This is a genomic window from Kitasatospora sp. MY 5-36 (assembly GCF_001182915.1).
Lineage (GTDB): Bacteria > Actinomycetota > Actinomycetes > Streptomycetales > Streptomycetaceae > Kitasatospora.
Genome location: NZ_LFVW01000628.1, coordinates 1 through 6,745, shown reverse-complemented (window position 1 = coordinate 6,745; position 6,745 = coordinate 1). Strand labels below are relative to the sequence as shown.

Annotated in this window: 5 protein-coding genes; 3 read left to right on the top strand and 2 right to left on the bottom strand. The window is 73.7% G+C overall.

Going from position 1 to position 6,745, the window contains the following annotated elements:
- Nucleotides 1-483 (bottom strand): hypothetical protein (locus AE652_RS32090; protein WP_049657982.1); only part of this gene is annotated, 483 nt, incomplete at its 3' end.
- A 5-nt stretch (nt 484-488) separates the two neighbouring features.
- On the bottom strand, nt 489-1,676 hold the full coding sequence (locus AE652_RS32085) for a hypothetical protein (RefSeq protein ID WP_053112376.1): 1,188 nt from the start codon (nt 1,674-1,676) through the stop codon (nt 489-491).
- Between the two features lie 297 nt (nt 1,677-1,973).
- Here AE652_RS32085 and mtrA point away from each other — a divergent pair, with 297 nt between their 5' ends.
- The 3 genes from mtrA to AE652_RS32070 are packed head-to-tail and all read left to right on the top strand — an operon-like array spanning nt 1,974 to nt 6,625.
- Entirely contained in the window at nt 1,974-2,651 is a 678-nt protein-coding gene (mtrA, locus tag AE652_RS32080; protein WP_030247322.1) for an MtrAB system response regulator MtrA, read from the top strand.
- Nucleotide 2,652: 1 nt separating this feature from the next.
- Nucleotides 2,653-4,758, top strand: coding sequence for an MtrAB system histidine kinase MtrB (gene mtrB, locus AE652_RS32075; protein ID WP_049657977.1), 2,106 nt, complete (start codon nt 2,653-2,655; stop codon nt 4,756-4,758).
- Entirely contained in the window at nt 4,733-6,625 is a 1,893-nt protein-coding gene (locus AE652_RS32070; RefSeq protein ID WP_159028609.1) for an LpqB family beta-propeller domain-containing protein, read from the top strand. Before mtrB ends, AE652_RS32070 begins: the two co-directional genes overlap by 26 nt.
- Nucleotides 6,626-6,745: the final 120 nt, after the last annotated feature.

The following is a 6,745-nucleotide window of genomic DNA, read 5'->3' as shown; positions in this document are numbered from 1 at the left end:
GGCCTCGTCGGCGGTGCGGCCGGGGCGGTTGTCGAGCAGGGTGCGCTCCTCCAGGCCGCGCACCAGGGCGCGCATCTGTTCGCGGACGGCTTCGGTCCAGCGTCCGGCGGCGGCGTGCCCGGCGGCGTCCGTCCGGTACTGGTCGGCGCTGCGCGGGCCCTCGGCGCCGTACACGTCCTGGACGGTGCGGGCGGCGCGGCGGGGTGCGCCGAGGCGCCACCAGACCGCGCCGCCGATCAGCACCGCGACGATCAGGAAGAGGACCAGCCCGGTGGTGCCGGTGGTGCCGTCGCCGGAGATGCTGTCGAGCGCCTTGGCGATGTGGTCGTAGATCCAGTCCGTGACGCGTTGCAGTACGGACGGGTCGTGCTTGTGGTACTCCGCGTCGAGCAGCTCGTCGCGGGCGGCCTCGCGCGCCGGGTCACGCGGCACGGTGACGGGTGCGCCGCCCGCGGCGAGGAGCCTGTCCCCCCAGTTAGGCATCCGGTTCAGCGCCTCGCCGGTGCCGGGTCGCCCTGCGCGCCCCAGCCGGTGCCGCTCTGCTCGGGCAGGCCGGCCGCGCGGGCGAGTTCGATGTCCAGGGCCTCGCGGCGGATCCGCTGGTCGATGTAGACCAGCACGCCGACGGCGGCGATGAAGGGGGTGGTGAAGGTGCCGGCGATGATCCCGGCGACCGCCAGCAGGAGCAGCATGGCCACGCCCTGGTCGGCGGTGTCGGGCAGGCCCTGGGCGTCGAGGCTCTCGAAGCCGAGCAGCAGGCCGAGGAACTGGAACGGGACGACGACGACCATCGCGACGACGAGCGCCAGCACGTGGCCGAGCAGGTTGATGCCGAAGACCCGCCACCAGGCGCCGCGGACCAGCCGCCGCGAGCGCGACAGCGCCGTCAGCACGCCCTGCTTCTCCAGCATCAGGGCGGGCGCGGCGAGGCTGAAGCGCATCCACAGCCAGACGGCGACCGGCACGGTCAGCAGGCCGACCAGGGTGAGCAGGCCGGCGATGGCGACGGAGCCCTGGCCGGCGAGGGAGTAGCCGATCAGCGGGGTGAAGCCGAGCAGGACCACGCCGGGGCCGAGCAGGACGGTGAGCAGGGTCAGCCCGAGCAGCTGCAGCAGCCGGGGGCGGGCGTCGCGCCAGGCCTCCCCGGCGGTCGCCGACCGGCCGAGGACGGCGCGGCTGACCACGATGGTGAGCAGCGCGGTGGCGAACACGTTGAGCAGCAGTTCGAGTGGCAGTCCGGCCAGCATCCGCAGGGTCTGGGTGGCCTCGCCGGTCTTGCCCTTGACCAGCAGGTTGACCAGGAGGCTGCCGGCCTGGGCGACCACGGCGAGGCCGAGCGAGAGCGCGAGCACGGTGCGCCAGTGCCGGCGGACGGTGGTGACGGCACCGTCGAGCAGTTCGCCGAAGCTCAGCGGGCGCAGCGGGATGACGCCCGGCTTGGGGCTCGCCGGGGCGCCCCAGCCGTACGGGCGGTGGCCGCCGGGAGGCTGCTGGCCCCACTGCTGTCCCCACTGCTGTCCGTTCCCGGGGGCGCCGGCCGGGCCGGTCCAGCCGGGGGCGGCCTGTGGTGGTGCCGACGGCCCGGGCACGGCGGCGGGCGCGTCGGCCGGGGGCCGGGCGTCGTCGCGGGGCGGCTCGGACGAGCTGGGCGAGGCCCAGCCCGGGGTGTCGGTCATCACTGCTCCTCGGAGGGCGTCACGGGCGCGACTGCGAACGGATCTTCCGCCCGCGCGCAGCGCCCATCGTGCCATGGGGCCGGAAACCGGCCCCATGGCGATCCGGTTGCTGATCGGCAACGGTCCTCCGCGGCGGGTCGGGCGGTGGTCCGGCGCGGGTTCGCGGGGGGTCGGGAGGCGTTTCCGGGGGAGCATTCGCCCGGTATGGCCGGAATGCACCGGTGGGGGAGTTGGCCGTTCTGGAGCATTGGCACTGCTGTGCGGCAGGTCACAATCCGGTAATGAGAAGATGGACGCATGAAGGGACGCGTCCTCGTCGTTGATGACGACTCCGCACTGGCCGAGATGCTCGGTATCGTGCTGCGGGGTGAGGGTTTTGAGCCGTTTTTCGTCGCGGATGGGGACAGGGCGCTAGCCGCCTTCCGGGAGACCAAGCCGGACCTGGTCCTGCTCGACCTGATGCTGCCCGGCCGGGACGGCATCGACGTGTGCCGGCAGATCCGGGCCGAGTCCGGCATCCCGATCGTGATGCTGACCGCGAAGACCGACACGGTCGACGTGGTGGTGGGCCTGGAGTCGGGGGCCGACGACTACGTCACCAAGCCGTTCAAGCCCAAGGAGCTGGTGGCCCGGGTTCGCGCCCGGCTGCGCCGCGCCGAGGAGCCGACGCCCGAGCAGCTGACCATCGGCGACCTGGTGATCGACGTGGCCGGCCACTCCGTGAAGCGGGACGGCCGGGGCATCCCGCTGACCCCGCTGGAGTTCGACCTGCTGGTCGCGCTGGCCCGCAAGCCCTGGCAGGTGTTCACCCGCGAGGTGCTGCTGGAGCAGGTCTGGGGCTACCGCCACGCGGCGGACACCCGTCTGGTCAACGTCCATGTGCAGCGCCTGCGTTCCAAGATCGAGAAGGACCCGGAGCGCCCCGAGATCGTGGTGACCGTCCGCGGCGTCGGTTACAAGGCGGGACCCAGCTGACGTGACGGAGCGGGCAGACGACACCCCGTCGGGTTCCGCGACCGACGGGGCGGGGGCCGTGCGCGGCGACGTGCTGAGTTCGACCACCCGTCGCCGACGCGGCCCTTCCGGCGTGTTCGCGTTGGTGAAGCGTCAGCTGCGCCGTCCCACGCACCGGGTGGCCGCGCTGTACCGCCGGTCGATCCAGCTGCGCGTGGTCGCGGTGTCGCTGCTGGCGTCCATCGCGGTCGTCCTGGTGCTGGGCGTGGTCGTGGTGGCGCAGGTGCGCACCGGCCTGCTCGGAACCAAGACGGACGCCGCCCGCGCGCAGGCCCGGATCGGCTTCCAGGTCGAGCAGAAGAAGATCGACGAGGCCCGGGACCAGAAGCTGCGGGGCACCGCCGACCCGACCGTCGACGAGATCGGCACCTGGCTGCTGCGGCAGGTCAACGACCTGGCCGGGAGCGGGCAGACCGTCTACTCGGTGATCGCGATGTCCCCCGGCACCGGCGCCGTCGTCCCCGACGGGGGCGGCTTCGCGCCGCGCTACTCGGGCGACATCCAGCCGATCAGCATCCCGGACACCCTGCGGGCCAAGCTGGCCGCCGAGCCGGGCCAGATGTTCGACCAGCCGACCCGGATCCAGCGCTCGCCCGGCAGCAGCGTCACGTCCGAGCCAGGGCTGGCCCTCGGCATGCAGTTCCGCGGCCCGGCGGAGACCTCGTACCAGCTGTTCTACGTCTTCTCCTTCGGCCAGGAGACCGACACCCTCAACCTGGTCACCGGCACCCTGGCGACCGCCGGGGTGTTCGTGGTGATCCTCATGGGCGGCATCGCCTGGGTCGTGGTGCGCCAGGTGGTCACCCCGGTCCGGATGGCCGCCGGGATCTCCGAGCGGCTCGCCGACGGGCACCTGGAAGAGCGGATGAAGGTCACCGGGACGGACGACATCGCCCGGCTCGGGGAGTCCTTCAACCGGATGGCCAACGCCCTCCAGGCGCAGATCCGCCAGCTGGAGGAGCTGTCCCGGGTGCAGCGGCGCTTCGTCTCGGACGTCTCGCACGAGCTGCGCACCCCGCTGACCACGGTCCGGATGGCCGCCGACCTCATCTACGACAGCCGCGAGGACCTGGACCCGATGGCGGCCCGCTCGGCGGAGCTGCTGCAGGGCCAGCTGGACCGCTTCGAGTCGCTGCTCGCCGACCTGCTGGAGATCAGCCGCTTCGACGCCGGCGCCGCGATCCTGGACGCCGAGCCGGTCGACCTGCGCGAGATCGTCGCCCGGGTGGTGGAGGCCGCCGAACCGCTCGCCGAGGCCAAGGGCAGCGCCGTGGTGATCCGCGGCGACGGCGAGCCGGTGCTGGCCGGGGTGGACTCCCGCCGGATCGAGCGCATCCTGCGCAACCTGGTGGTCAACGCGCTGGAGCACGGCGAGGGCCGCGACGTGGTGGTCCGGCTGGGCTCGGCGGACGGCGCGGTCGCGGTCGGCGTGCGCGACTACGGCATCGGCCTCAAGCCGGGCGAGGCGTCCCGGGTGTTCCACCGCTTCTGGCGGGCCGACCCGTCCCGGGTGCGGACCACCGGCGGCACCGGCCTCGGGCTGTCCATCGCGGTCGAGGACGCCCACCTGCACGGCGGCTGGCTCCAGGCCTGGGGCGAGCCCGGCGGCGGCTCGCACTTCCGGCTCACCCTGCCGCGCACCCGCGGCGGCGAGATCAGCCGGGCGCCGTTCCGGCTGGAGCCGGAGGACTCCCGCAACAACCGGGGCCTGGGCGCGCAGGGCACGCCGTACCGGCGGGCGATCAGCCCGGCCGGCTCGACGGCGACGGCCGCCGTCGAGGAGCAGGCGGAGACGCCGGAGACGGTGAGCGGCGGCCTCGGCAGCGGGCTCGGCGGGGTGCTGAACATCGGCCCCGGGCTGGGCCGGCGCAAGCTGCCGGAGGGTCCGCGCGCGGACCCCTCGGGCGTGTGGACGGCCGCCGGGTACGGGGCCACCGGCGCCCAGGTGATGGTGGACCCGACGCCGGGACGGCCGTCGGTGGCACAGCGGACGGCGGAGCCGGACGCGACGGGTGGGACGACGGACGCGGAGGGGTCGCAGCGTGCGAAGGACGAGCAACAGGACTGAGCCGCGGCTCCTCGCGGTGGTCGGCGGGCTGCTCGGCGCCCTGGTGGCGAGCGGCTGCGCGGCCATGCCGGATTCCGGCGGCATCACCAGGGTGGAGCTGTCCCAGGGCTCGGCCGACAAGGACCTGCAGGCCCGGGTCTACCCGGTGGCGCCCGCCCGGGGCGCCAAGCCGCGCGAGCTGCTGAACGGGTTCCTGGACGCGGTGACCGCCGACGAGGGGTACGACACCGCGCGCAAGTACCTCACCGAGAGCGCCGCCGCCACCTGGAACCCGGACGCCGGGACGAAGGTGCTCTCCGCCACCGGCATCCCGGTCGGCCAGGACGTCACCGACGCGGACACCACGGCGTCGTTGCAGGTGAGCGGGCAGCTGGTGGCCGGCGTCGACGAGCGGCACTCGTACGCGCGGGTCGCTGGGCAGAACAACGACTCGTCCGACTTCACCTTCGTCCGGCAGAAGGACGGCGAGTGGCGGATCGACAGGCTGGCGCCCGGCGTGATCATGAACGAGACCAACTTCCGGAACAGCTTCCGGCAGGTCGAGCGGTTCTTCTACACCGCGCCCGACCCGTCCTCGGTGGTGTCCGGGAGCACCGGCCAGGAGGTGCTGCTCGCCGACCCGGTCTACCTGCGGCGCCGGATAGACCCGCTCACCTCGGCCGTCCGGGCGCTCGTCGACGGCCCCTCCGTCTGGCTCTCGCCGGTGGTCCGCACGGCGTTCCCGGCCGGCACCACGGTCGACAAGGTGAGCATCGACGACAACCGGGTCGCCCACGTGCAGCTCGGCAAGGCGGACACCGGTGAGCCGATGGCCTGCCGGCGGATGGCGACCCAGCTCTTCTACACCGTCGCCGACCAGGGCAAGGGCCAGATCACGCGGCTGGAGCTGAAGGGGCCGCACGGCTCCTGCACGGCCGCCCGCGGTGACTCGCCGTCCACCGGCCCCGGTGCCCTGGCCGGGTCGACGACGGCGACGCAGTACTACCAGCGTGCCGACGGAGCCCTGGTGGCGACCGACGAGGTGCGCCCCGGCGATCCGGTCCGCGGGGTCCTCGGCAAGCCGCAGTCGAACACCAAGCCGCCGCTCGGCGCCTTCGCGGTCAGCCGCACCGGCTCCCAGGCCGCCGCGATCAGCGAGGACGGCCACCAGGTCTGGTCGGTGCCGCTGTCGGACAGCGCGGTGGCCATGGGCGAGCCGGTGCTCACCTCGCCGGCCAAGGGCGGCGACAAGGAGGACGGCTTCGCCTCGCCCACCTGGGACGGCCGCGGCGACCTCTGGGTGGTGGACCGCAACAAGCAGGCCCCGCGGGTGGTGATGGTGCGCGGCGCCAAGTCGTACACCGTGCCGGTCGAGGGCCTGACCGGCCAGACCGTGCAGGCGCTGAAGATCTCCTCGGACGGCGTCCGGGTCGCCGTGGTGGCCAGGACCCCGGGCTCGGCCGTCCGCTCGCTGTGGTTCGGACTGGTCGTGCACGACGGCACCCCGCAGGCGCCGACCGTGAAGATCACCGCGCTGCACCGGGCCGCTCCCACGCTCACCGACGTCGCCTCGGTGTCCTGGGCGGAGACCGACCAGCTGCTCGTGCTCGGCAAGGAGGCCGACCGGACCCAGCAGCTGTACTTCATCAGCACGGACGGCTCGCAGAGCACCGAGACCCAGCTGCAGAGCGCCGAGAGCATGCTGACTGTCTCGGCCTCGGAGTCCCGCGGGGACAGCCTGACCCAGACGCCGCCGGTGCTCGCGATGGGCGAGGTCAAGCAGACGGACGGCAAGCCGAGCGAGATCAAGGCCTTCCGCCTGGTCAACAACCAGTGGCGGGAGACCTCGCTGATCGACAAGCCGCGGTCCTTCTTCTACGCGGGCTGACGCCGCGTCCGAGCAGGGCCTCCGGCCCGGCGGGGTGTCGGCGGCCGCGGTGACGGTCAGTCGGCCGGCCGCACCGTGGCCGCGACGGTGGCGCCCGCCCGGACCGGGAGGCCGGCGTCG

Bases quoted from the DNA above. Each gene is read 5' to 3' on its own strand.
- AE652_RS32085 (WP_053112376.1), bottom strand. From the start codon at position 1,676: ATGACCGACACCCCGGGCTGGGCCTCGCCCAGCTCGTCCGAGCCGCCC.
- mtrA (WP_030247322.1), top strand. From the start codon at position 1,974: ATGAAGGGACGCGTCCTCGTCGTTGATGACGACTCCGCACTGGCCGAG.